Annotated in this window: 21 protein-coding genes; 7 read left to right on the forward strand and 14 right to left on the reverse strand. The window is 60.8% G+C overall.

The window, feature by feature from the left end:
- Positions 1-369 precede the first annotated feature (369 nt).
- From AC1RLZ_RS17080 to AC1RLZ_RS17100, 5 genes are all read right to left on the reverse strand, one after another.
- Positions 370-1,962 (reverse strand): AAA family ATPase, encoded by a 1,593-nt coding sequence (locus tag AC1RLZ_RS17080; RefSeq protein WP_493189569.1) that lies wholly within the window; start codon positions 1,960-1,962, stop codon positions 370-372.
- On the reverse strand, positions 1,959-2,375 hold the full coding sequence (locus AC1RLZ_RS17085; protein ID WP_493189570.1) for a DUF6634 family protein: 417 nt from the start codon (positions 2,373-2,375) through the stop codon (positions 1,959-1,961). The genes AC1RLZ_RS17080 and AC1RLZ_RS17085 overlap by 4 nt, the downstream gene beginning before the upstream one ends.
- A 459-nt stretch (positions 2,376-2,834) precedes the next feature.
- Positions 2,835-3,614 (reverse strand): ParA family protein, encoded by a 780-nt coding sequence (locus AC1RLZ_RS17090; protein ID WP_493189571.1) that lies wholly within the window; start codon positions 3,612-3,614, stop codon positions 2,835-2,837.
- Between the two features lie 10 nt (positions 3,615-3,624).
- The gene (locus tag AC1RLZ_RS17095; protein WP_493189572.1) at positions 3,625-4,200 is read right to left on the reverse strand and encodes an RNA polymerase sigma factor; all 576 of its coding nucleotides are present in this window, start codon (positions 4,198-4,200) and stop codon (positions 3,625-3,627) included.
- Positions 4,201-4,472: 272 nt separating this feature from the next.
- Positions 4,473-4,790, reverse strand: a complete 318-nt coding sequence (locus tag AC1RLZ_RS17100; protein ID WP_493189573.1) for a hypothetical protein — start codon at positions 4,788-4,790, stop codon at positions 4,473-4,475.
- 1,439 nt (positions 4,791-6,229) lie between these two features.
- Between AC1RLZ_RS17100 and AC1RLZ_RS17105 the strand changes: the two genes are divergently transcribed.
- Positions 6,230-7,957 carry a DNA cytosine methyltransferase gene (locus tag AC1RLZ_RS17105; RefSeq protein ID WP_493189574.1) on the forward strand — a complete coding sequence of 576 codons (1,728 nt, stop codon included), beginning with the start codon at positions 6,230-6,232 and terminating at the stop codon, positions 7,955-7,957.
- Between the two features lie 580 nt (positions 7,958-8,537).
- Here the strand turns inward: AC1RLZ_RS17105 and AC1RLZ_RS17110 are convergent.
- The gene (locus AC1RLZ_RS17110) at positions 8,538-8,864 is read right to left on the reverse strand and encodes a hypothetical protein (RefSeq protein WP_493189575.1); all 327 of its coding nucleotides are present in this window, start codon (positions 8,862-8,864) and stop codon (positions 8,538-8,540) included.
- A 72-nt stretch (positions 8,865-8,936) separates the two neighbouring features.
- Here AC1RLZ_RS17110 and AC1RLZ_RS17115 point away from each other — a divergent pair, with 72 nt between their 5' ends.
- Positions 8,937-9,164: a hypothetical protein gene (locus AC1RLZ_RS17115; RefSeq protein WP_493189576.1), complete on the forward strand. Its 228-nt coding sequence runs from the start codon at positions 8,937-8,939 to the stop codon at positions 9,162-9,164.
- Between the two features lie 211 nt (positions 9,165-9,375).
- Here AC1RLZ_RS17115 and AC1RLZ_RS17120 read toward each other — a convergent pair whose 3' ends face one another.
- Positions 9,376-10,686: a UDP-glucose dehydrogenase family protein gene (locus AC1RLZ_RS17120; RefSeq protein ID WP_493189577.1), complete on the reverse strand. Its 1,311-nt coding sequence runs from the start codon at positions 10,684-10,686 to the stop codon at positions 9,376-9,378.
- A gap of 178 nt (positions 10,687-10,864) precedes the next feature.
- Here AC1RLZ_RS17120 and AC1RLZ_RS17125 point away from each other — a divergent pair, with 178 nt between their 5' ends.
- The 3 genes from AC1RLZ_RS17125 to ahcY all read left to right on the forward strand — a co-directional run bounded on the left by AC1RLZ_RS17125 (position 10,865) and on the right by ahcY (position 15,036).
- A complete protein-coding gene (locus AC1RLZ_RS17125) occupies positions 10,865-12,220 on the forward strand; it encodes a hypothetical protein (RefSeq protein ID WP_493189578.1) in 1,356 nt (451 codons plus the stop codon).
- A gap of 58 nt (positions 12,221-12,278) precedes the next feature.
- Positions 12,279-13,472, forward strand: a complete 1,194-nt coding sequence (metK, locus tag AC1RLZ_RS17130; protein WP_493189579.1) for a methionine adenosyltransferase — start codon at positions 12,279-12,281, stop codon at positions 13,470-13,472.
- Between the two features lie 142 nt (positions 13,473-13,614).
- Entirely contained in the window at positions 13,615-15,036 is a 1,422-nt protein-coding gene (ahcY, locus tag AC1RLZ_RS17135) for an adenosylhomocysteinase (protein WP_149533491.1), read from the forward strand.
- 259 nt (positions 15,037-15,295) lie between these two features.
- Here ahcY and AC1RLZ_RS17140 read toward each other — a convergent pair whose 3' ends face one another.
- The 4 genes from AC1RLZ_RS17140 to AC1RLZ_RS17155 form a co-directional block, all read right to left on the reverse strand.
- Positions 15,296-16,321, reverse strand: coding sequence for an LLM class flavin-dependent oxidoreductase (locus tag AC1RLZ_RS17140; protein WP_493189580.1), 1,026 nt, complete (start codon positions 16,319-16,321; stop codon positions 15,296-15,298).
- A gap of 79 nt (positions 16,322-16,400) precedes the next feature.
- On the reverse strand, positions 16,401-17,099 hold the full coding sequence (locus AC1RLZ_RS17145; RefSeq protein WP_493189581.1) for a fumarylacetoacetate hydrolase family protein: 699 nt from the start codon (positions 17,097-17,099) through the stop codon (positions 16,401-16,403).
- Between the two features lie 78 nt (positions 17,100-17,177).
- A complete protein-coding gene (locus AC1RLZ_RS17150) occupies positions 17,178-18,980 on the reverse strand; it encodes an ABC transporter ATP-binding protein (RefSeq protein WP_493189582.1) in 1,803 nt (600 codons plus the stop codon).
- 247 nt (positions 18,981-19,227) lie between these two features.
- Positions 19,228-20,037: an outer membrane protein gene (locus AC1RLZ_RS17155; protein WP_493189583.1), complete on the reverse strand. Its 810-nt coding sequence runs from the start codon at positions 20,035-20,037 to the stop codon at positions 19,228-19,230.
- Positions 20,038-20,460: 423 nt separating this feature from the next.
- On the opposite strand from AC1RLZ_RS17155, the gene AC1RLZ_RS17160 reads away from it, so the two are divergent.
- Positions 20,461-21,345 (forward strand): AraC family transcriptional regulator, encoded by an 885-nt coding sequence (locus AC1RLZ_RS17160; protein WP_493189726.1) that lies wholly within the window; start codon positions 20,461-20,463, stop codon positions 21,343-21,345.
- 24 nt (positions 21,346-21,369) lie between these two features.
- Here AC1RLZ_RS17160 and galE read toward each other — a convergent pair whose 3' ends face one another.
- Positions 21,370-22,383 carry a UDP-glucose 4-epimerase GalE gene (galE, locus tag AC1RLZ_RS17165; RefSeq protein ID WP_493189584.1) on the reverse strand — a complete coding sequence of 338 codons (1,014 nt, stop codon included), beginning with the start codon at positions 22,381-22,383 and terminating at the stop codon, positions 21,370-21,372.
- A gap of 115 nt (positions 22,384-22,498) precedes the next feature.
- Between galE and AC1RLZ_RS17170 the strand changes: the two genes are divergently transcribed.
- Complete coding sequence (locus tag AC1RLZ_RS17170; protein WP_493189585.1) at positions 22,499-23,557, forward strand: glycosyltransferase family 4 protein; 1,059 nt, start codon at positions 22,499-22,501, stop codon at positions 23,555-23,557.
- On the opposite strand, the gene AC1RLZ_RS17175 is transcribed toward AC1RLZ_RS17170, so the two are convergent.
- Both AC1RLZ_RS17175 and waaF read right to left on the reverse strand, forming a co-directional pair.
- Positions 23,539-24,069 (reverse strand): HAD family hydrolase, encoded by a 531-nt coding sequence (locus tag AC1RLZ_RS17175; RefSeq protein WP_493189586.1) that lies wholly within the window; start codon positions 24,067-24,069, stop codon positions 23,539-23,541. The two genes, AC1RLZ_RS17170 and AC1RLZ_RS17175, sit on opposite strands and share 19 nt — an antisense overlap.
- Positions 24,066-25,139, reverse strand: a complete 1,074-nt coding sequence (gene waaF / locus AC1RLZ_RS17180; protein WP_493189587.1) for a lipopolysaccharide heptosyltransferase II — start codon at positions 25,137-25,139, stop codon at positions 24,066-24,068. Before waaF ends, AC1RLZ_RS17175 begins: the two co-directional genes overlap by 4 nt.
- Positions 25,140-25,231 lie beyond the last annotated feature (92 nt).

A 25,231-nucleotide genomic window follows, 5' to 3' on the forward strand; every position in this document is an offset into this window, starting at 1 on the left:
AGCATGCAAGTTTGTCATTGATCTGCGGCCCTTAGATCCCGTGAGTTCATGTCGGTGCGACTCAAGTTCCTTGGATGATCGTATTTCCGGATAGGCTTGCCGAACGGGCGGTATTGTTCCCTAGACTTCATTGTCTTCAGTGTGATCGCGCGCGACAGACGGTCATGATCGAAAGGAGCGGCCGGCTCGCTTCGGAAAGCGATCACCGCCTATCGACGCCACCGGCTTCGGCAATTGTGGGAGAGCCGGAATGATGTCGAGCAACGCTTCGATCTTCCGGACACAACTCCGCTATCGAATTCCCCAGTGGTGGATCGCCACCAGAATCGTGTCGAGCGGTTTGGACGGAGCATTTTTACTCTGATCTGATCAGTTCCTCCTTGCACTTTGATCCCGCGTCCGGAGGATCGCTTCAAGAATGCGACGCAGGCGACGCACCGAGCCTCCGCGCCAGGCGCGGGCGATGGCGGCCTGTTCGTCGGCGTCGACCGGAGCGGTCCAGCGGCTGTCCAACCCGCGGTCGCCGGCAATACTCCGGATCAGTCCAGGCAGCAGCGCATCAAGGTCGGCACGGGTGGGTTTCGGAAAGGAGACGATTCGGAAGCGGTCGCGCAGCGGCGATGGTATGGGAGCCAGAGTATTGGCCGTCGCCACATAGCTCACATGGCTTAGGTCGAGTGTGATCTGCAGGGCAGGATCCGGATAGCGAGCACTTGTCTCGGGCTCGAGCAGACCGAGCAGGCAATCCCACAGCCTGCCGTAATCGCTCCGCGTGCCGGCTTTTTCGATCTCGTCGATCAGAACCATCGGATTGGCGTTTCCGCCGCGAGTTATCGCAAGGAGCGGGTGACAGGGCTCTGCCGAATGCCAACGCCGATCGGTCCCCGCAAAAGAATTGCCGTCCGATTGTGCGGCATCGGTGCGCCAGATCGTCAAACCAAGCACTTCGCCGAGACGGCGAGAAAAGTGTGATTTGCCAGCGCCCGGGTCGCCGACGAGCAGAAGCGGTCGGAAATGCGCGGTCGGCCGCCCGATCAGGTCGGCAAGCGCAAAGTCGATCACATCGATCGCATACGGAAACTCGGCCGCCAGGGTATTGCGGACGTGACCAAGAGCCGGCGTCTCGACAAGCGGGAGCGCGGTGTTGAGAATCTTCATGAACGGCTGGATGAACTTGTGGGTCTTGGTAGCGGCGTCATCGATGCTGCCGACCACGACATGATGGTGCGCAACCGGCTCGACCATTGCGCAGGATGATGTCGGATCGCTTCCGGAAGGTCCGGGAGGCTCCGGTGGCGTGGCCACCTCCTGTTGCCGTTCAATGTCTTCCCGAACGCGGCGCGCGGTGTCGATTTTGGCCGCGCGGATCCGGTACCGCGCCATCTGATAGCCCAGATCCGTCGCGCTCGTCGCAGCCAGCCGTGAGCCGCCGGCGCTGTCGAAGGGGGCGGCGACGGGACACGCGGCCCAGCCATAGATCAATTGTTCGAGCTCGAAACGTTGCTGGTCGTCAACCGTCGAAGCGACTTGGTCAAAAGCAAGAATCATGGCGCGGCCGACACGCCGGAAAGCTTCGAAGCGTTCCCCGTCGCATGGCAGGGTCAGCGATAGCATGCGGGCGCAGTCGCCGAGTGTGCGCAGGAGCGGCAGGTCACGGACCACGGCAAGACGATCGAGTTCGGCGGCAAGGGTGAGCCCGGTATCTTCATTGAAGACGACCGCCCACGCCGCGGTCTGAGCAAGATCCAGACAGATCGCATCGATCTCCGCGACGAGGCGAAAAGCCACATCGCGATCGAATCTATTCTGGGCAAGTAAGGCGTAGCGCAGAATCCTTGGCAAGCCTTCAAGCCGCTTGCGCTGATCGTCGGCCGAATCCGCCGCCGCGCCCTCCGCAACAAGGGCTGGATCGGGGACGCCTTGTATCCGCCTGTCATCTTCGTCGTCTTCATCGTGGATCAATTACCCGCTCCCGGCCATTCGTCGTCATCGTCATCGTCATCGTCATCGTCGTTGTCGGGTCTGAACGTTGATGGCGATGAACGGGGATCGCTCTCTCCCGGTCGACCAAGACGGTAAAAGCGCGACAGGGTGCGTACCCAACGGTCTTCCGGATCGGCGAACCAAACCTGGGAAGTGACGATTCTCCGTGACCCCAGCTGCGGGTGCCCCGTGACGTCGCCGACTAGCTGCAGACCGAGCGGACTGACTACAGGGGAATATCGATCGAGAATGGGCGCCGTTCGCAGCCTAGCAGAGACGAATGCACGATCACGTTCGAGAAGTGCGCAGTCTGCTGCAAGCGATTGGAGGCGCTCGGAGAGGCCGGAGGGGATGCGACGAGGGTCGAGAAACAGAAAGGCGCGGATCAACATGGGGGACACGGGCTCTTACGGGTAAAACTGATCGAAACCGGCGCGCCCGCGAGCGGGCATGAAGGCAGTTCGTGAACGACGGCGGCTGAACCTGCGCTTGGTTGCCGCCGCGGCGTGGAAACCCGGTCCGACGATCCAACGCGACATCGTCGCATCGTCGTGTGGGTCCCATGTTCCAACGTTCCGACGGACCAACGCGGCGGCATCGCCGCCATGAGCGCAAGTCGTGGTGCGGGATGCTCTAGTTGCGGACGACGAACGCGAATGTCCCAATCGCGATCCATTCCGGAAGCTCGGTTCGATCACCGGCATACTGCGGAGCGACCCTCGTTACGCTGGTCCGATGCTCCGGGGGAGATCGGTCCGAGCCGCCAAGGCGCTTTTGGCCCAACATTGCGTCGGCTGCGGCTGTTATCGCAGCATCTCAGGGCGGGGCAGATCACAAGGGTGGCGGGCCGATCAACATTCATCGGCGTGCTCCAGCATCATCGTCATGAATGCATTGGCGCGTTCGGCGACTGCCGCAGCAAAGGCGAGGCACCGCGCCTGCAGTTCCGGATCCTGCCAGATCGGACGCTCGTCAAAGAGCGCGGCCAGCGTCGCTTCGTCCAGAAATGGAACCGGCACAATGACCTCAGACGGCTCACCCGGCAGTATGTCGCAATCCGGATCGCAGTCCCGCAGCAGGCCGCTCAGGTGCGCCGCCTGCCGAGCACGGCCGCTGTCGGGAGCGATGGTCGCAACCAGCGTCGGCATCAGGAAGTCACGGTAGCGCTGTGTATCTCGAACGTGAGCGAATCCGCGCACCGCCCAATCGATCTCGAACACGGATTCCCGTGCCGGTATCAAGATTGCCGCGGCATCGCGCAAGGTGGCGGCATTCAGCGCGCGCTCGTTGCAACAGAGGTCGACGACGACATCCCCCTCGTCGCCGACTTCCGCCAGCGCCAGTTTGTGCAAGGCGGAGATAAACCGCGCATCCGCATGATGGATCATCGTCGTCATACCGACGGCAAGATCGGGCGGGAGCATATAAGGTTCAGGCAACCGGAGCTCGCAGCAGGGCAACGGCAACGTTGCCTCGAACGGATCGATCATCGCTGGAGAGCCACTGTGGGTTTGCCTAACCAACATGGTGCGGCGACCTTGCAGGTGTAATCCGCAGGCGAGGTGCGCGGCGGTGAAAGTACGTCCGGCGCCCCCGTTCCATCCACCGACGAGATAGATTCGCATCGCCATTCCCGTATCCTCACGCAGCTCGACGAGGACGGATGGGCGCGCATGCAGTTCCCACCTCCGGTCCAGCCTCATAGGCATCTCTAAGCCTGGCGGTCGCGCGCGAGAGACGCGAATGCAGCGTCCCGAGCGGCACGCGAAGCCGCTCTGCGATCTGCTCATGAGACAATTCATCGACACGGGCGAGCCAAATGATTTCCTGATCAGCCGCGGATAATTTACGAAGCGCGTCTACCACGTCATTGACCTCGAGCCGCAGCTCTTGGTTTGCGGCGACCGGGAACTCCATCATATCCGCATGGCCGTCCTCCGCGGCCCCCGCTGGCACCAGCGGCACCGAAGTCCGGACATGGGCGCGCCGGCTCGCATTCCGGACATGTCCTTCCAGGATCGCCATCAGCCAGCCGGCCAAGTTGTCGTCGGCGTACCTGTCCACGCTGCGCAGCGCAGTGACGAATGCGTCCTGCACGAAGTCCTCGGGCGACCCGATGTGAGTTCGTTTGCCGATCAGGAATGCGGCATGCCGCCGCAACGCGGGGCGGAGGGCCATCATTCGGTCGATCATATCGGGGGCAAACTCGGGCAACATCGGCAGCTCTCCTTTGTGAGGGCTGCAACCTGGCAGGATCTAATTCGCCTGTCTAGGATCTATTTCCCATTCTGTGGACCGGCCTTCCAGCCGCTGAGCTTGGTCAACAATCTTGGCACGCTGTGCGTCCTAAGGTAGCAGATCACTCTGCGGGACGATCCGGATTGGCGCCATTCTACATCCACCAAATCCCCTAGGAGAGCGGTTTCGAGAACCGGTGCGGGGGCGATTCAAAGACAAACGCCGTTTGCTCGAGTAATGGGGGGAGAGGATCAAATCTCGCCGGAGTCAACCATGCTCGGCGTCGTGAGATGAGGCTTGCGCTGAGGCGCCCACCCATCGGCATAGCGCTCCACGAGATCGTCCACGCGGCAATACGCGGCACCTCGGTCGAAGCCCAGATCGACCAGGCGGGTCACCAGCGCCTCGCACAGCGCGGCGAGGTCGCCGTCCTCATTCCGCTCGAGCATATCAGCGATCATCACGTGCAATGCCACCCGTGCGACATCGTCGCGCGAAGGTTTGCGCAGCACCTTCTGCTCCGCGCGGTAGCTCCGCTGATAACGGGCTTGCTCGCTCAGGCGCGTCATTCTCGATATTCGCATCTCTTCTCCTTTGGGCACGCCGGCGACGCTGCGGCCTCCCGCGCATATGTCTCAGCGATTCCAGTCTGCCCCCTCACGTTGCAAGAAACCAATCCGCGCCGGCGATGCGCCGCCCGTTTGAGCCGAGCAGGAAGGCCGACGCGGTTCCGGAATTCTGCCGGAACGGCATCGCAGGCGCAGAGCAGATCGCGAGCGCCGTTTCCTAGGGGAAGGGGTGGTCCGTCCAGCCGCCTGTATCTTCCACGGCTGAATCAGAAATGTTGAACTTCGCAACACCAATCTTGAACTTTGCAACGCAAATTTTCGATATTGAATCGCAGGTCTCAATCTTTGAATCGGAAATACGCAACTGTTTCCGCGCTGGCGACAACTGCAATCGATGTCTCTGAACGTAGTCTCCGGTTTTCAGCAACGTGAGACGATGCCTGTACGCATCAAGGCGATGTGCCGACACTGCTATTAACGTTCCCGCAAAGCCTGCGACCTTGCAAAGCGATCCGGTCGGATGGATGGACTGACGCCATACATGTCGGCAACGCGCGTCTCGAGTTTTGAATCGGCGTTATCGGACTTTGAATCGATTGTATCGTTGCTTGTAACGGCAATATGATGCTTTGAATCGCACTCATGCAACTTTGAATCGCATTTGCGCAACTGCTTTCGGGGACGCGCAACTTGCATCGGCGAATTTGAAGGATATGGCTTCGAAGGTGCATTTAGCTGATCGCTTCGGATGAATGGAACGATCCCCTAGCTAAAATGCCTGCGTCCGGATCAACTCGTCGTCTTCACCGCATGTCGGCATTTGCGAGAGCGACGGGAAAATGACGGCGCACCATGCGGCGAGGTATCCATCTGGACCAGCGTCGTGGATGTTTGATAGGCCGGCGAACGACGAGAACAGAAGATCGAGTGCTGCCGAACGATTTCACAGTGCTGATCACATGCCAAGCGATTTACCTCCTGATTTGCGGCGTCATCGAGGTCCGGACGCGTTTAATCGTTCATTGCGGAAGTCTGAGTGGTGCTCGCGGTGAGAGAGCTTGGGTCTACGCCGTTCCTCCGCCTCTCGCGTGACGCGGACCGGCATGCCGCATCAGACCAGTGCCGTTTGGTTTATTGGCCACAGATATCGTGGCTTCCGTCACGGCGCGAGTGGGACTCAGCGCATGTGATCGAGAGATTCGGAATTGGATGATCCAGGCTGAGGTCGCACCGTTTTCGAGAGTAGCAAATGCGCGTTTTTTGCGCTTCAATCATAAGCGCTTCGAGCCGTATTACTTCTCGTCCGCAGTCTACCACGACGTTAGGAACGCTCATCCCGGCGATATTTTGAACTTTAAGCATCGTGAGAAAAGAATCGAAACGTGCGCGTGCTACCTGAGCACCAGTGCATCACGAGATATAAAGTAGAATATCGACCAATGAAAATGCGAGTAGTAGACATTTTTTGCGGAGCAGGTGGCTTCTCAAAAGGCATGCAGACGGCGGGGCACCATGTGGTGGCCGCGCTCGATTTCAAGGAGGAGGCGCTCGCAGTCCATGCCGCGAATCTCTCGATCAAGAACCGCATATCCCTGGGAGGACCGCGCCGATCTAAGGCTGCTCCCGACGCTTCTTGGAGCGGAGGCGACCGCCGCGCTGATCTCGCCGATATCCTTGGAATCGCAACGGACATCGCCGAATTGAATCCTGATATCATCGTCGGTGGGCCGCCTTGCCAACCGTGGTCGCAAGCTGGTCAAAAACGCCGCGATGAGGATGACCGCGCAGACCTCACCGAGGCTTACGGCATCATCGTCACAGTGGTTCGTCCCCGCTACTTCGTGATGGAAAACGTCAAGCAAGTCCGCGACAGCAAGATGTATCGACGAATGCGATATATCCTCCGCCGTGCCGGCTACGGTCTGACGGAAATGGTCATCAACACAAGCTTCTATGGCTCCGCGCAGAGCCGTGATCGCTTTCTTTGTGTCGGCGCCTTGGACGAGGTTGATGGCTGGTTTCACGACTTGATGACTGAAGCTAAATCAGATCGGCGAACCACCGTAGCTGATATTCTCCCCGAGTTCGGGGTCAAACTGCATCGAACGGGCTCGAATTGGGCCACGACTAAGCGTCGGCGAGCAGCAAGTAAACGCGTCGATTCAAAGGACGGCAGCGGCCATCGGCTTCGGCCAGCAGATATACGGGTCCTGAACAAGGCCCGCGACGGCTTCAAGGGATACTTTCGGTATCCGGGCGGCAAGTCTTCGGCTGCTATCCGCCGAACCGACGAGCCGATGCCGGCGATCCTCGAAAGTTCCGGAGGAGGTCCTGGTTTAGATTATAAGCCCCGTCGGGGCGACGTTATTGATCTGGGATTGCTTCCCGTCGCGACACTCGATGAACTGTCCCAAATCACCGGATTTCCGACCGGGTGGATCTGGGACGTGAAGCCTAAGCACAGAAGCGACGGCAAGCGTCTGACACCAATCAAGATGCTCGCGAACGCAGTGCCCCCGCCTTTGGCGGCCGCCATCGGTCACGGTCTGAGGAAACATGCACAGAAGCACATTCCGGAGGTAGCAAGGCCGGACTGGAAGGTGCCCAAAGGCTATGGTGAATGGCTCACTCGTACAGGTAACCTCACCGATGATGCGCAGACGCAGCTCGTTGCCGCCTTGCGCGATGCAAAGCGGCATCTCGCCGGTCACAATCTCCCAAGCACGAGGGCCGAGATTGCTGCTTTCGATAAAGTTGCCGCGTTTTCTCATGGATCGGCAAGTGCAGCCCGTCGGTCAATGTTGAGTGCTCTATCCAGTTTTGCGGAGTGGCAGGCATATATGCGATGGCTCCCGTCGGATGGCGAGGTCCGCAAGCTCACAAAGAAAAGAGCGTATCTGCGCAACTGCCCCGCGCCGCTACGAGCGAATTTAGCGGCACTTGAGTGCGACGAAGATTTTCGCTGGCTTTCGAAAGAACGCCAAAAGGAATACCGGCAAATGGTGACCAAGCTGTTTGATGCGGGCGACCCAGCGCCTTTCTTCAACGCTTATATCCGCCAAGATCCGTCTTTTCAGGAAGACGAACCTGATTCCGACGTGGCAGCCTTCAGCTTGACTCGACGCCGGAGGATGCAAAAAGCCGAGGAAAGAAGAGTGGCGGGATAGAAGGCCATTGCGCAATTTGGGCGGGCATGAGGCGTGACGCCTGCTGCAGCAGGCGTGTTCTCCCGGAGCTCATCAAGGCGAAGGGCGGAGGTAACGACGCTGGTGGCGAGATTTGCACTAATTCTACAGCGCGGCGAGACGCGGTCGCCGCGCTGTATTCATGGATCGAGTTCTGCGAAGTTAAACCGGACGATCGTACACCGGATGAACAAAGCGAAAGACGAATTTACAACGCTTGCTCTAATGTCCGGGGAGGGCGGCGTTTGGAAATTGCTCGGCCGACAAAAGATATGGTAGCGGAATAAACTGGCTAGCGTCGCCTCCACCCATTATCTTCTTTCCACCGATCTTCCTTCTCGCAGCGGCTCACGGGATAGGGCAGTCCGATCATGGCAAACGTCAACTTGTCGAGAATTCGCTTGGGACAGAAACATGCGATCGGTCCATCCCCCTCATGGACTTCCTTCACCTGAAACTCTGACTTGTTGTCATCGTCATATTTCTCAATAAAACAGACGATTGTCTCGATCGTTTTGCTCTGCCGAGACCTTTCGACGGCGGACAACGGCACCATGGTGTCTTACTGGCTGCCCGTCTTCTGAATTGCCAGCATGACGGAGCTGTTCGGGCCAAGCGCAAAACTCATTCCGGGCTCGCGGCTGATCAGTCGCCCGAGCGTTCGTTCGCGTAGGCCCGTTCGCTTTGCCCCCGGCGCGCCGCACCCATCCCACCTTGCCGGTTCATCCTCTTGAAACCGCATGCCGGTCAAAACGGTCTTCACCGGCGTTGCTATGACGTCCGTCTCTGAATCAAATAATTTGAAGTCCGCAACGTCGGTCTTGAAGATTGCAACGAAGATATTGGGCTGTGAATCGAAAAATTCGATGTTTGAATCAAGAATGCGCAACTGCTTTCGCGTCGGTGACAACTTGGTTCGACGTTTCTGCAACTTGATTCAGGTTGCCGGGGACGCGAGACAATGTTGAAGCAAAGTCACGCAATGCTTCGGGAACGTGATGCGAGCTTTGCGATCGTCCAATCTTTATACATCGAGCCGGAACGCATCGGCGGCCTTACACCGTTTGAAAATGTGACGTTCATCGGGCGCTTTGAATCAAGATTCCTCGGTTTTGAATCGCCTGCGTCGGGATCTGCAACGCAAATAATGGATTTTGAATCGCCCATATCGACGTTTGAATCAAAATAGCGCAGCTGCTTCAGTTCGGCTCGTCTTCCGCGAGAGGATGATGCGTTGGGCCGCACCGAGACGATGATGTTCCGGAAGACACGGTGGTTCGCCGGTCGCACCACTCACCTGCGAACGCCAAATCCAGGACCTGGTGACGACCAGACCTTGACCTTATGGGACTATCCCGAGCCGTTGAGAGCGGATCCGGCGGGAACGCAGTGACGTCGTTCTACCTCTTTCCGCGCCCGATGCTCTCATAGGCGAAGCCGGCTTTCTCCATCTCCTCGGGGCGGTAGATGTTGCGCAGGTCCACGATGACCGGCTGCTTCATCTTCTGCTTCACTTGCGCGAGGTCGAGTGCGCGGAACTGTTCCCATTCGGTGACGATCACGAGCGCGTCGGCGCCGGTGGCGCAGGCATAGGCATCGTCGCAATAGGTGATATCAGGCAGTTCGTGCATGGCCTGTTCCATGCCGACGGGATCGTAGGCCTGCACGGTGGCGCCGAGATCCTGAAGCGCGGTGATCAAGGGGATCGACGGCGCCTCGCGCATATCGTCGGTGTTGGGCTTGAACGTCAGTCCGAGCACGCCGACGGTCTTGCCGCGCAGATTGCCACCGAGCGCGGCGGAAACCTTGCGGGCCATGGCGCGCTTGCGGTTGTCGTTGACGGTGAGAACTGCCTCGACGATCCGCAGCGGCGCGTCGTAGTCCTGACCGGTCTTGACCAGTGCGCGGGTGTCCTTCGGAAAACACGAGCCGCCGAAGCCGGGGCCTGCATGCAGGAACTTCGCGCCGATGCGGTTGTCGAGACCGATGCCACGCGCGACATCCTGGACATCTGCGCCGGTTCGCTCGGCCAGATCAGCGATTTCATTGATGAAGGTGATCTTGGTCGCAAGAAACGCGTTGGCGGCGTATTTGATCAACTCGGCCGTACGCCGGCCCGTATACATGATTGGCGCCTGGTTGAGATAAAGCGGGCGATAGATCTCCGAGATCACTGTGCGTGCGCGCTCGTCGTCGGTGCCGACAACGATTCGGTCTGGATGCTTGAAGTCGCGGATCGCTGCGCCCTCGCGCAGGAATTCCGGATTGGACGCCACGGCGACGTCGGCCTCGGGATTGGCTTCCTTGATGATGCGTTCCACATCGTCGCCGGTGCCGACAGGCACGGTCGACTTGGTGATCACCACGGTAAAATCGCGCAGGTTGGCGGCGATCTCGCGTGCGGCAGCATGGACGTAGCTGAGATCGGCGTGGCCATCGCCGCGGCGGGACGGGGTGCCGACCGCAATAAACACGGCATCGGCGGCCTTCACAGCCTCACTGAGGTCGAGACTGAAGCCGAGTCGGCCGCTTTTCACATTGCTGGCCACCAATGCGTCGAGGCCGGGCTCGAAGATCGGGATTTCGCCCCGCAGCAGGGCGTCGATCTTGCCGCTGTCCTTGTCTACGCAGGTCACATGGTGGCCGAAATCGGCGAAGCAGGCGCCGGACACAAGGCCGACGTAACCGGTGCCGATCATCGCGATGCGCATGGAGAAAGCCCGTTCTGAGTGGTCGAAAGGCGAGAAGTTGAAGCTGCCGCATTCTAGCAGAAGGCGCGCGACTTTCACACGACGGCAGGTGGATCGCAGGGGTATTTCATCTGTGGGCAGACCGTGCTAAAGAGTGGGCCAAGCATAATTCTGCCCACTTCCGGTCACATCCCCGCACATGAAGAACGATCAGATCCTCGGAATCATCTCCGATTTCTGCCGGCAGGCGGAGATGGCGGAGTCGACCTTCGGTCGGCGGGCGGTCAACGACGGCAAGCTGGTGAATCGCCTGCGCGAGGGCAAGCGCATCACCATCGATACGCTGGAGCGGATTCAGGCCTTCATCGCCCAGTCGATGCCGGAGGGCGTGCCGCCGCCACGCGGGCTAGAGCCGCCGATCGAACGGCGCGATCCGCGCAGCAATTTCCGCTTCTTCGAGAACCGGCAGAAATACCTGCTGTTCGTCCATACGTGCTCGGAAAAGCGGGTGATTGCCGATCGCGTTGGGCTGGAACTGGCCAGCATCCATCCACGCCCGCCAGCGCTTCGGGTGTTCGATGCCGGCGTTGGCGACGGCACTGTGCTGGCGCGGGTGATGCGCTCGATGCATGGCCGTTTCCCGCATATGCCGTTCTACATTGCGGGCAAGGAGCTCAGCCTGGAGGACGTGCGACTCACCCTCGACAAGGTGCCGGATCGGTTGTTCGAGCATCCGGCCACGGTCTTTGTACTGACCAATATGCACTATGCCGAGGCGCCCACACTGACTCCGGCATCGCCGGCCGCCGCAGCCGCCATGATCTGGCACGAAGTTCCGCTACGGGGGGCTTCATCCGGTGAATTCGCCGACCAGATCGCCGGACTTGGAGCTTTTCTTGAGGACAACTGGCGGGCCAGCATCAACCCCCGATCAGGCATGCCGACCTATGAACGGCCCGTGGCGCTGGTGGTTTATCGCGAGGATCACCGGTTCCTGCTGGATTCGATTATCCCGCGGGCAGGGCGCACGGAGGCCAATTTTGACCTGATTATCGCCTCCCAGCCCTATCGCGCGAAGTCTTCGGTGCAGTTTCGGGCCAAACGGATCATGGCGCCGCTGGCGAGGGCGCTGCGGGCTGGTGGGCGACTGATCGGTATCCACTCGCATGGGCAGGACCCCGGCATGGAGATCGTCCAAGCCGTCTGGCCCAAAGAAAACCCTTTCGCCGTGAGCCGTCATGAGCTATTGCGCGCAGTGAAATACGAGCTGGGCTCAGCCGGCCGCGATCTGAACTTCAATGCCTATTCCGACCAGCGGTCGATCTTTCGCTACGCCATGGAGGCGCTGCCGAACGAGGTGACCGGATCGATCGGAACTTCGACGGCTTTTGCAGCGTGGAACGCGGCGGTTTACGTGGCTCAAATCGAGGATGACCGTTTGACGGAAGTAACCCGGAGCGGCCGTTACCTGGATGCCACCCGAGAGGTTCTGCGCAAGCACAACGGTCTCTGGTTCTACGACGAAAGCTACGTCATCTCGCGGCGTCGCGACTGACATTTCCGACCAATGTGACGAAGGCTGCCGAACTCGGCGCAAATTAGAGGACCAGTTGATGCGCGCGTCTTATCTCTTCACCAGTGAATCGGTTTCCGAAGGCCATCCCGACAAGGTTTGCGACCGTATCTCCGACGAGATCGTTGATCTGTTCTTCCGCGAAGGCCCGAAGGCGGGCATCGATCCCTGGGATATTCGCGCTGCCTGCGAAACCCTCGCCACCACCAACAAGGTTGTGATCGCCGGCGAGACCCGCGGTCCATCCACCGTCACAAACGACCATATCGAAGCCGTCGTCCGCGCCGCCATCAAGGATATCGGCTACGAGCAGGACGGCTTCCATTGGCAGAACGCTGACGTCCAGATCCTGCTGCATCCGCAGTCGGCAGACATCGCGCAGGGCGTCGATGCCAAGCAGCCGACCAATGCTGAAGAAGGCGCCGGCGACCAGGGCATCATGTTCGGTTACGCCACCAACGAAACGCCTGAGCTGATGCCGGCACCGATCTTCTATGCGCACAAGATCCTGCGTCTGATCTCGGAAGCCCGTCACGCTGGTACCGAAAAGGTGCTCGGCCCGGATTCCAAGAGCCAGGTCACCGTGCAGTATGAAAACGGCAAGCCGGTTGGCGTGCGCGAGATCGTCGTCTCGCATCAGCATCTCGTTGAGGATATGACCTCGAACCAGGTGCGTGAACGCGTCGAGCCCTATGTCCGCAAGGCTCTGCCGGATGGCTGGATCAGCGACAAGACGATCTGGCACATCAACCCGACCGGCAAGTTCTTCATCGGCGGTCCCGATGGCGACGCAGGCCTGACCGGCCGCAAGATCATCGTCGACACCTACGGCGGTGCAGCCCCCCACGGCGGCGGCGCATTCTCCGGCAAGGACTCCACCAAGGTGGACCGTTCGGCCGCATATGCCGCGCGTTACGTTGCCAAGAACATCGTGGCCGCTGGTCTCGCTGATAAGGCCACGCTGCAGCTCGCTTATGCCATCGGCGTAGCGCGTCCGCTGTCGATCTACGTCGACACCCACGGCACCGGCAAGGTCGCTGACGATGCCATCGAGAAGGCCGTTGCTGCCGCGATGGATCTGACGCCGCGCGGCATCCGCAAGCATCTCGACCTCAACAAGCCGATTTACGCCCGCACGTCGGCCTATGGTCATTTCGGTCGCACGCCGGATGCCGATGGTGGCTTCTCCTGGGAGAAGACCGACCTTGTCGACGCGCTGAAGCGCAACGTCTAACCACAAATTCGTCGTTCCTGGACGTGCGCGCTTCTTTGCGTACGCGAACCCGGAACCTGAAAATGAGTCACACACATCGAGTTCCGGGTTCGCTCGCGAAGGCGCGAGCGCTCCGGAATGACTCCCTCAACAAGGATATCCCATGACTGCGCCCAACGGCTTCACCGACTACATCGTCAAAGACATCAATCTCGCACCATTCGGCCGCAAGGAGCTCTCGATCGCCGAGACCGAAATGCCCGGCCTGATGGCCACCCGCGAGGAATTCGGCCCGAAGCAGGTGTTGAAGGGCGCCCGCATCGCCGGCTCGCTGCACATGACCATTCAGACCGGCGTGCTGATCGAGACGCTGAAGGCGCTCGGCGCAGACATTCGCTGGGTGTCCTGCAACATCTATTCGACCCAGGATCACGCCGCTGCCGCGATTGCAGCCGCCGGCATTCCGGTGTTCGCGATCAAGGGCGAGAGCCTCACTGAGTATTGGGACTACACCGCGAAACTGTTCGACTGGCATGGCGGCGGTCATCCCAACATGATCCTCGACGACGGCGGCGACGCCACCATGTATGTCCATCTCGGCCTGAAGGCCGAGAACGGCGACACGGCGTTCCTCGACAAGCCCGGTTCGGAAGAAGAGGAAGTGTTCTTCGCGCTGCTCAAGAAGCAGCTCAAGGAGAAGCCGAAGGGCTACTTCAAGGCGATCGCTGAAAGCATCAAGGGCGTCTCGGAAGAGACCACCACGGGCGTGCATCGTCTGTACGACATGCAGAAGGCTGGCACGCTGCTCTGGCCCGCGATCAACGTCAACGACAGCGTCACCAAGTCGAAGTTCGACAACCTCTATGGTTGCCGTGAATCGCTGGTGGACGGCATCCGCCGCGGCACCGACGTCATGATGTCGGGCAAGGTTGCCATGGTCGCCGGCTTCGGCGACGTCGGCAAGGGCTCGGCTGCTTCGCTGCGCCAGGCCGGCTGCCGCGTGCTGGTGTCGGAAATCGATCCGATCTGCGCATTGCAGGCGGCGATGGAAGGCTATGAAGTCGTGACCATGGAAGACGCCGCACCGCGCGCCGACATCTTCGTCACGGCGACGGGCAACAAGGATATCATCACCATCGAGCACATGCGCGCGATGAAGGATCGGGCCATCGTCTGCAATATCGGTCACTTCGACAACGAGATCCAGATTGCGACGTTGAAGAACCTGAAGTGGGACAACATCAAGCCGCAGGTCGACGAGATCACCTTCCCGGACGGCAAGCGCATGATCCTGCTGTCGGAAGGCCGCCTCGTGAACCTCGGTAATGCGACCGGTCATCCTTCCTTCGTGATGTCGGCCTCCTTCACCAACCAGACGCTGGCGCAGATCGAGCTCTACGCCAACAACAAGGACGGCAAGTACAAGAAGGAAGTGTACGTGCTGCCGAAGTCGCTCGACGAGAAGGTCGCGCGCCTGCATCTCGCCAAGATCGGCGTCAAGCTGAGCACGCTCAGCAAGGAGCAGGCCGCTTATATCGGTGTGAAGACCGAAGGCCCGTTCAAGGCCGACCACTATCGCTACTGAGTTCGGTTTGACGGTTTGAATAAGAAAAAGCCCTCGCTTTGAACTGCCCCCGTAAAGTTGGACGGTTCAGAAGCGAGGGCTTTTTGTTGTCGTCTGGGCCACACTGTGCCCTCGTTCCCCGCCAGAACGCGATTGCGTTCTGGCTAGAGAAGCGGTCGTCTTCGACCGCGTCTCGAAGGATGTGCGCCATCCATGGTTCGAGATGCGCGCCACGGCGCGCTCCTCACCATGAGGGCGGAGTTTGTGGTGCGGCTGGATATTAGGCCAACATCTCCCGCACCATAGGAACGACCTTGCGGCCATAGAGATCGATGCACGTCATCAGCTTCTCGTGCGAGAGCGCTCCGGCGCTGTATTTCATGTCGAAGCGCGAGATGCCGAGCGCCTTCGCTGTCGCGGCGATCTTCTTCGCAACGGTTTCCGGTGAGCCGACATAGAGTGAGCCCTTGTCAGCTTCCTGATCGAATTCGCGGTATTGCATCGGCGGCCAGCCGCGCTCTTTGCCGATGCGGTCGCGCATCTGCTTGTAGTCGGGCCACAGTTCCTCGCGAGCCTGTTCGTCACTGGCGGCGACATAACCGGGTGAGTGGACGCCGATCGGCTTAACGGGCCGCTTAATCTCGGCATAGGCACGGTGATAGAGATCGACATAGGGTTTGAACCGCTCGGGCTCGCCGCCGATGATCGCCAGCATCAAGGGCAGGTCGTAGCGCACGGCGCGGACGACCGACTCAGGGCTGCCGCCGACACCGATCCAGGTTTGCAGTTGGCCGGTCTCGATCGGCGGATAGACACGCTGATTGGTGAGGGGCGGGCGGGTCGTGCCGCTCCAGGTCACTTCCGGCTCAGACGCCAGCGCAGCGAACAGATCGAGCTTGTCCTCGAACAGCGTCTCGTACTGGTCGAGCTTGAAGCCGAACAGCGGGAAGGATTCGGTGAACGAGCCGCGGCCGAGGATGACCTCGGCACGGCCGTTCGATGCGGCATCCACGGTGGCGAAGCGCTGGAAGACGCGGATCGGATCGTCAGAGCTCAGCACGGTTACGGCGGATCCGAGGCGGATGCGTCTCGTGCGCGTGGCGATCGCCGCCAGCACGACTTCCGGTGCCGACACCGCGAAGTCGGCGCGGTGATGCTCACCGACGCCGAAAAAATCGACGCCAAGCTGGTCAGCCAATACCGCTTCGTCGATCACATTCCGGATCACCTGTGCATGCGACAGCATCTCGCCGTCAGCGGTGCGCGTGACGTCGCCAAATGTATCGAGACCGAGTTCGAGAGACATGAGCCGTTTCCCTGACAAGTGCTGAAACGAAAAAGGCCGCGCATGACGCGCGGCCTTTCGCGGTAAAGGCGTGCCTGACTTACTTGGGTTTGGTGATTTCGAACTTCAAGGTGCCGATGCCATCGACGCCGCATTCGACCTTGTCGCCCGGCTGAAGCGCAGCAACGCCGGCCGGGGTGCCGGTTAGGATCACGTCGCCGGCACCGAGTTCGACCTGCAGGGACAGCTTGGAAATGATCTCGGCGATGTTCCAGATCATCTCGGACAGGTCGCCCTTCTGACGTTCGGTGCCGTTTACCGAGAGCCAGATCTTGCCCTTCGCGGGATGACCGACCTTCGACGCGGGCACCAGCGCGCCGGTGGGCGCCGACATGTCGAACGACTTGCCGATTTCCCAGGGCTGCTCTTTCTTGCGCGAGATGGTCTGCAGATCGCGGCGGGTAAGGTCGACGCTGACGCCATAGCCCCAGACATGGTCGAGCGCCTGCTCCGGCGAGATGTTGAGGCCGCCGCTTTTCAGCGCGACGACGAGCTCGACCTCGTGCTGCATGTCCTTGGTCAGGGTCGGATAGGGAATCTCGCTGCCATCCGGCACGATCATGTCGGCATGCTTGGCAAAGAAGAAGGGAGGGTTGCGCTCGTCATTGCCGAGTTCGCGGATGTGCTCGAGATAATTGCGGCCCACGCACCAGACGCGGCGCACCGGGAATTTCGTCGTCTCGCCCTGAACGGCGATGGCGGCCTGCGGCGGAGGGGCGATAACGAACGATGCGGTCATGGACGGCTCTCGGGCTGGTTGTGAAAGCGGGGATCAAAACGGATGTCGCGCTTGCGCGGCAGAAAACAGAGGCAAGTCTTACGCCGACGCCTCGAGCGGTGCCAGCGGCGAGGCATCACGATGTTGCAAGCGGAAGAACGAGGCGTAACGTCCGCCACGGCGCAGCAGGTCGTCGTGGCGACCGCGCTCGACGATCTCGCCGCCTTCGACCACCAGGATGGCGTCGGCATGCATGATGGTGTGCAGGCGGTGCGCGATCACGATCGTGGTTCGGTTCTGACAGAGATGTTCGATGGCTTCCTGCACCGATTTTTCGGATTCGGAATCCAGCGCCGCTGTCGCTTCGTCCAGTAGGATGATCGGCGCGTTCTTCACCAGTGCGCGGGCGATGGCGATGCGCTGGCGCTGGCCGCCGGAGAGTTGCGCACCGTGCTCGCCGACGGGAGTGTCGTAGCCCAGCGGGAAACCGAGGATGAAATCATGCGCGCAGGCGGCCTTGGCTGCGGCGACGATCTCGTCTTCCGTGGCGCCCGGTTTGCCGAAGGCGATGTTCTCGCGGATGGTGCCGCGGAACAGATAGACGTCCTGGCCGACATAGGCGGTCTGGCCACGCAGCGAGCGCCGCGAGACATGGCCGATCGACTGGCCGTCGATGGTGATGTCGCCTTCGCTGACTTCATAAAGCCGCAGCAGCAGTGCCAGCACCGTGGACTTGCCGCCGCCGGACGGGCCGACCAGCGCGGTGACCTTGCCGGGCTCGGCGACGAAACTCATGCGGTTAAGCACGACCTCGTTGGGGCGATAACGGAACGTGACGTCATGCAGTTCGACGCGCGCATCGGTCAGCTTCAGCGCCGGCTTGTGATCGTCGTTGGGTTCGGAAGCCGGGCTGTCCACGATCTCCAAGAGCGTATGCGCGCCGATGATCTGGCTGTTGAGATCGATGTTCAGCCGCGCCAGCCGCTTCGCCGGCTCATAGGCCAGCAGGAAGGCGGTGACGAAGGAGAAGAACTGGCCTGGTGTCGCGCCCATCGCTACCACGCGATAGCCGCCATACATCAGCGATGCGGCGATGGCGAAGCCGCCGAGCGTTTCCATCAGCGGGCTGGAGCGGCTGGAGACGCGCGCCATCTTGTTGGCGTTCTGCTCGACGGCGGTGATGCTCGCTTCCATGCGCTGCTGCATGGTCTGTTCGAGCGTGAACGCCTTCACCGTGCGGATGCCCTGCAGCGATTCCTGCATCACTTCCAGAATCTCAGTGGTACCGGTGAACTGGTTGCGGGCGAGACCCTTGATGCGGCGGACCAGCTTGCGCAGCACCAGCATCGCGGGCGGCGCCACCAGGAAGCCGAACAGCGCCATATAGGGGTCCTGCATCACCATCACGCCGACCAGCGCGATCAGGGACAGAAGGTCGCGGCCGACGGCGTTGATCAGCAGGCTGAGCACCTGCGTCACCGAATTGGCGCCGGCGGTAAGCCGCTGCAGGAATTCCGACGAATGCCGCTCCGAGAAGAAGCCGATGCTCTCGTTCATCAGCTTGGCGAACAGCCGGCGCTGATTGTTCGCGACGATCGCGTTGGAGATCTTCGAGAGAATGACGGTGTGGCCGTAGGTCGATGCGCCCTTGATCAGGAAGATCACCACCACGAAGCCCGAGAACAGCGCGATACGCTCAATGCTCTTGTCCACATAAGCCTGGTTGATGACCTCGCCGAGCATATAGGCGGCGCCCGCGGTCGTCGCGGCGGAGACCGCCATCAGCAGGAAGGCCAGGAGATAGCGCCGCCAATAGGTGATTGCCTGTTCGGCGACCAAGCGGCGGATCAGCGCCCAGGCGCCGTACGGATCGTCAGTGACTTTGCGAGTAATCTTGGCCATCCGCGGTCCAGCGACGGCGCCGGGCAGGGATTTGCCGAGGCGTCAGGGTCAGCTTGCGAAACAGCCGCCTGATTGCCCGTTAAATCGCGGTTTTTCAAGCCAAAATCGGGCTTGCCAAGACTTTGTTAACCCGTTGGCCCGGCGACGTTCGCCGCCGGATTCGGGCCGATTTTGCCCCGGAATCTTTCGAAAAGCACGGCACGCAACGGGTACGCGCCGTACTTCCGGATGGCAGGATGTAGCCCAATCAGAACCGGTAATTCACCCCTGCTTTCATGGTGTGGAACCTGGTATCGACCGCGATGCTGGCGTTGGAGGAGAAGCCATTGGCGACGTCGTTGACGGCAGTGGAGAACAGCGTGCTCCGGCCAAGATCCACATAGAGATATTCGGTCTTGAACGACCATTGGGGCGCGAAGGCGTATTCGAGGCCCGCGCCGGCGGTCCAGCCCCACTGTGTCTGGCCGGCGGACAACGCTGCAACCTGGCCGAGCACGCCATTCGGGCCGGTCAGAGTAAAGTTCCCGCTGGTATTGACCCGGCCATAGGCGCCGCCGCCGGTGCCGTACAGGAACACGCGGTCCCATGCATAGCCGAGCCGTCCGCGAATCGTGCCGAACCATTCGACTTCGGAGCCGGTGCCGAATGCCGCGGACGTGGTCACGCCGTTATTGTTCAGTGTCTGATTGCCCTCGAAACGGCCCTTGATGCCGGACCATTGGAAATCGGTCTCGATGCCAATGACGAAGCCGCCATTGTATTGATAGTTGTAGCCAGTCTGTCCACCGCCGAAGAAGCCGCTCGAGGTCAGGCTGAGATTGCCGCTCGTGCTGGCAACGAGCGGGGCTGCCTCGGCCTGCAGCTGTCGCTGCGTAGCCTGGAACGGATAGTCGAACTTGTCGCCGCCGAAGCCGACATTGGCGCCGACATAGAAGCCGGTCCAGGAGAACACCGGGACGGGCGCGACTGGCGCCTTCACCGGATAGGGCATGTCGGCCGCGACGGCAGGAACGGCCGCACCGATAAGCAGTGCTGCGCCAGCGAATACTCTCTTCATGATCAGGCCCCTCAGTTTCTTGCGCACGGCAAGTGATTTCCGATGCGTCGCCGTCATCAGCGATCGCATGTGAAGTGTCGTCGAGCCGAGGCATCTGCGAATGATGCCGGGACTCGCGGCTTCCACGTGCACAATGACAGGGTTGGCGGAGAGGTCTTGTTCACGCGCGCAGCAGATTTTAGTTCTCGCGCACTGTCATCAAACTTCACGTCGATGTGGCGTCGTCGCAACAGCACATACGCGCACTATACAAATACAGCTACAGAACGTCGCACTTCAGAGATTTTTCGTGATGAGTTTGTTCTGTGCCGGTACATTATTCGTCGAAAATGAGTTGGGCATATGCATCAGGCCAGCTTCGTCTCAGATGGATTTGATCCGGAATTGCCGGATCACCAGAAATTCGCGCTGTGGTGCGAAAACATGGAAGCGCTCACCTGCTGCGTGGACATCACACGTGCTGAAAATCGGCCATTCTCGGCTTTCGTGCACTGGGCAGATTATTCGAATGTACGGGTCACCCGGTTTGGCGGCACGTTCAGTCGAATCCGGCGATCCAGAACGGCAATCTCGCGCGGGCCAGACGATGATTTCTGTCTGATGTTTCACCGAGGCGAAGGGACGCTGGTTGTCGATCAGGTCGGGCGCGAGACGGCCTTGTCATCAGACCGCGCATTTCTTGGCACGAACGGACGTCCGGCCGATTTGCAATCGGATGCGGATTTCTCGTCGACGACACTGACCGTCAGCAGGGAGCGCCTGTTGCCTCTCATCGGCAATGTCGACGATCTCCTGATCCGGCCGCTCGACGAACGGCGCGCAGCCGTGGCTCATTTGCGGCGCTACATCGACATCTCGGTCGATCTGCTGCGCGATCCGCATGATGCGGAGCTCGACAGCCATATCAGTACGACATTGCTGGATCTGACGGCGCTCGCGCTAGGTGCCCGCGGCGAGGCTGCGCAACTTGCTTCGATGCGCGGTCTGCGCGCGTCGCGAACGCAGGAAATCATCGCCGAGATCGATCGCCATTTCGCGGATCCGGGTTTCTCTGTGGGGCAGGTCGCGCGCCGGCTGGATTTGTCGCCGCGCTATCTCCAGGATCTCCTGCAAGATACCGGATCGAGCTTCACCGAACGCCTTCTGGAGCGCCGTCTGCAACACGCAATGCGTTTGCTGACGAGCGAGCAGGGCGATCGGCTGAAGATCAGTGAAATCGCGCTGGCCAGCGGCTTCAGCGAGATCTCATACTTTAATCAGCGGTTTCGACGGCGTTTCGGCGAGACGCCGAGGCAATGCCGGCGTTGATGTGGGCGGGGGCGCTCTGATCGTTCAGGCTGACTTCGCCAATAATTCAATGCCATGGCGCTCGCGGGCGAGCTTCTCTTCCCAAGCGAGCGCGTGCCGGGCGATGGTTTCGAGATCGTCGTATTGTGGCGTCCAGTTCAGCGTCGCCCGGATACGGGAGGTATCAGCAATCATGGTCATGATATCGCCATCGCGGCGCGGGGCGTACTGAACCGCGAAATTACGACCCGATGCACGCCGCACGGCCTCGATGGTTTCCAGCACGGAATAGCCGCGGCCATAGCCGCAATTCAGGGTGGTCGACGCGCCGCCCTCGCGCAGGTAGCTCAGTGCGGCGCGATGCGCCTGAACGAGATCGCTCACATGGATGAAGTCGCGGATGCAGCTTCCATCGGGCGTCGGGTAATCGGTTCCGAACACGTCGATCTTGCCGCGCTGACCGGTGGCGGCCTCCACGGCGATCTTGAGAAGATGCGTCGCGCCCATGGTGGCGAGACCGGTGCGGCCCTGCGGATCAGCGCCGGCGACGTTGAAGTAACGCAGCGCGACGAACTCCATCCCATATGCCGGTGCGATGTCGTGCAGCATGATCTCGGTCATCAGCTTCGACGAGCCGTAAGGCGACAGCGGCCGCGTCGCTGCATCTTCGGCCACTGGCGTGAAATCGGGGTTGCCGTAAACGGCAGCGGTCGACGAGAAAATGAAGCGCTTGACGCCGCATTTCACCGCTGCGCTGAGCAGGTTGCGCGTCGTCATCGTGTTGTTGCGGTAATAGCTGAGCGGGTCGCGCATCGATTCCGGCACGACGACAGAACCTGCGAAATGGATGATAGCGTCGATGCCATGGGCGGCGATGACGCCCTCAACGAGATTCTCGTCAGCGACATCGCCAATGAACAGTGGAACGCCCTCGGGGAGATATGTTGAGAAACCCGTCGACAAATTGTCGATCACGACCACGCTCTCGCCGGCTTCCACCAGCGCATGGACCATGTGACTTCCGATATAACCGGCGCCGCCGGTGACAAGGACGGTCATTGGATCTACTCACTCTCCCGTTTTGAGAACGCTATCGTGTCCAGGATGAAGAGTGGGTTTCGGCGGCCGGCAACTGGCCACTATGCTTAATGTTGCGTATAGGAAATCAGGCGAAATGGAGTCACCTGTGCCGATTGCTGGCAAAACGGCCGATAAACTGCAGCTGATCGTCACGAATCTGCACTGGCGCTACTCGGGTGTGACGGCGACCAATCGCATGGTGGCGCCGAAACTCGCAGACATGTTCGACGCAGCATGGCTTGGATCCGATGCGCCCGCCGGCATTGCGCGCATGGATATCGGCGATCTCATGAAATTGTGGCTCCGCCGCAAGCCTGTGATCTGGCACGCGCGGCGCAACAACGAGATGATTGCCGGCGTTCTGCTGAAGGCAATGGGGTGGCCGCTGAAACTGCTTTTCACCTCGGCCGCGCAGCGCCATCATACCTGGATCACGCGCTGGCTGATCAGCCGGATGGACGCCATCATTGCCACCAGCGATATCTCCGCCTCATATCTGAAGCGTTCCGCGACCGTGGTGACGCATGGTGTCGATACTGATCGCTATGCGCCGCCCGTCGATCGCGCGGCGGCATTTGCGGAAGCGAAGTTGCCGGGGCGTTATGCGATTGGTTGCTTCGGCCGCGTGCGCGCGCAGAAGGGTACCGATCTGTTTGTCGATGCAATGTGCGAACTGTTGCCGCGCTATCCCGATTTCACGGCTGTCATTGTGGGTGCAATCACGCCGGACCAGATCGGCTTTGCCAACGAGCTCAAGCAGAAGATCGCCGATGCCGGTTTGCAGTCGCGCATCGTCATCACTGGCGAGTTGCCGATCGATGAGGTCGAGCGATGGTATCGACGCCTGACGGTCTATGCCTTCACCTCGCGCAATGAAGGCTTCGGTCTGACGCTCATCGAGGCGATGTCGGCGGGTGCCGCGTTGGTCGCGACGCGTGCGGGCGCCGCGGAGATCGTCATCGAGGAGGGCGTGACCGGGAAGCTCGTGCCGACGGGTGATGCGGCGGCACTGACGCTGGCATTGGAGCCGCTGATGCGTGATCCCGATGCCGCTGCAGCCATGGGCGCGCGTGCGCGCCAGCGTGTGCTCGACAAGTTCAGTCTCGATGCGGAAGCGCGGGGAATTGCCGAAGTCTATCGCAGGCTGCTCTGACCCTGCAGGATATCCGCGACAAACGCATCAAGATCGCCGCCGGTAAACAGAAAGCCTGGTAGATGTGCGGCCTTGGCCGCTTCGATATCCGTGTCGCGGTCGCCGATGGCAAAGCTGCCTTTGCGTTGAACCGGCCAGTGCTGCATCAGATCGAGGATCATGCCGGGGCTCGGCTTGCGCCAGTGATGATCTTCCAGATAACCCGCAACCGATCCGGCCGGATGGTGCGGGCAATAGCGGACGTCATCGATGCGGGCGCCTTGCGCGGCAAGTTCGGAACGCATCCACTTAAACAGCGCATTGAGTTCGTCTTCGGTGAAATAACCGCGTGCGACGCCGGACTGGTTGGAAAACAGGAAGACGAAATAGCCGGCATCGTTGAGCCGGCGAATGGCCTTGGCCGCGTTCGGCATCCAGCGGATGCGATCGGATGTGCCCATGTAGCCGTCGTCGTAATTGATGACGCCGTCGCGATCCAGAAACGCTGCGGGCTTTGCTTGAGTGGTCGTCATATCTGCGCGCTTCTGTTGGACGCCTCGGTCATCACGCGTTGAATGATTCCGGCGACGTCTTCGGCCGGGATGTCGCGCATGCAGGCGTGGTCGTTCATGGTGCAAATCGGCCTGTGGCAGGGTTGGCACGGGACGACGGTCTTGGTCTGCACGGTGGCCACCAGCGGATTGAGGGGGCCCCATAGCTGCGGGCTGGTCGGTCCGAAAATGCCGATGGTCGGTGTGCCCACGGCGGCCGCGATATGCATCAGGCCGGAATCATTGGCCACGGCGACATTGGCCGCAGCCATGCCGATCACGCCATTGCGCAGGTCGTTGGTCGTCAGATCGCGGGCGCGGGGACCGGCCGCAGCGACGATCTCGTTGGCGAGGTCCTTCTCGCCGGGGCCGCCGACGACCCAGACATCCAGCCCGCGCTCGACCAGCAGTTTTGCCGCCTCGGCATAATAGGTCCAGCGCTTGGAGGAACCGACCGAGCCGGGACCGAGCGCGACGGCCGGACCGGTTCCCAGCCCATTGGCCTGCCGCCAGCGCGCGATCTCGTCGGCGGGCACGCGGAACTGGGGCACCGGCCATTCCGGCGGCAGTGGCGCGCCCTCCGGCAATGCCAGCGCGCATTTCTTGTCGATCATGCGCGGCAGCTTCTTTTCGCCCCAGCGCCACTGATTGATGAGGCCGAAGCGGGCCTCTCCGACAAAGCCGATGCGTTCCGGAATGCCGGCCAAAGCGGGTGCCAGGGCCGATTTCCAGGTCCGCGGCATCACCAGCGCGGTGCCATAGTTGCGTGCGCGCAGGGTGGCCGCCAGTTCCCATTGCCTGGCGAGCGCGAGCTGGCTGCGGGGCAGGTCCCAGACGATGCCTGAGCGCACGCCAGGCATGTAGTCGACCAGCGGGGCGACCAGTTTGGTCACCAGCAAATCGACCGGCCGGTTCGGCCAGCGCTCTTTCAAGACCCGAACGACCGTATGACCCCGGACGAAATCGCCGATCCACATATAGGGCACGATCAGGATCGGCCGGGTATCGTCCGGATCGACCCTCACGCCCTGGTATGGGGAATTTACGTTCATTCTTTCAAGGACTTCGCTGTTCTGCCGCGGGCCATATCGGGGTCAATTCGGTACCCGCTCCATCCCCGCAGGTAAAGCCATTTGGGATGTTT

The organism is Tardiphaga sp. GW822-FHT04G09 (genome assembly GCF_058800725.1).